Genomic DNA, 309 nt, shown 5'->3' on the forward strand with positions numbered 1-309 from the left:
GCACCGCCGATGTCGACCGAAGACCTGGACAAGCGCATCGCCGACCTCAAGGCGGTCGAGTCCTGGCTGAACCTGAACCTGTCCATGCTGCGCGGGACCATCCAGGCCCTCGAAGTGCAGCGCGGCACGCTGATGACGCTGAAGACGATGGGTGCCTCGATGGCCGAAGCGATGCGCCAGTCCGGCGTCAGCGCGGAAAAGATGGCCTCCATGCCGTTCTCGCCCTTCTTCGGGGCGCCGGGCCAGGCGGGCGCCGCTGCCAAGCCGGCAACGCCGGCCGCGAAGACGGATGCACCCAAGGCGCCGGCT

General features: G+C 68.9%; 1 protein-coding gene. It reads left to right on the top strand.

The genetic code is table 11. From position 1 onward, the window contains the following. Positions 1-309 (top strand): PhaM family polyhydroxyalkanoate granule multifunctional regulatory protein (locus ACEN88_RS35090; protein ID WP_413347038.1); only part of this gene is annotated, 309 nt, incomplete at both ends.

This window comes from Massilia sp. CT11-108, assembly GCF_047302915.1.
GTDB lineage: Bacteria > Pseudomonadota > Gammaproteobacteria > Burkholderiales > Burkholderiaceae_D > Telluria > Telluria orientalis.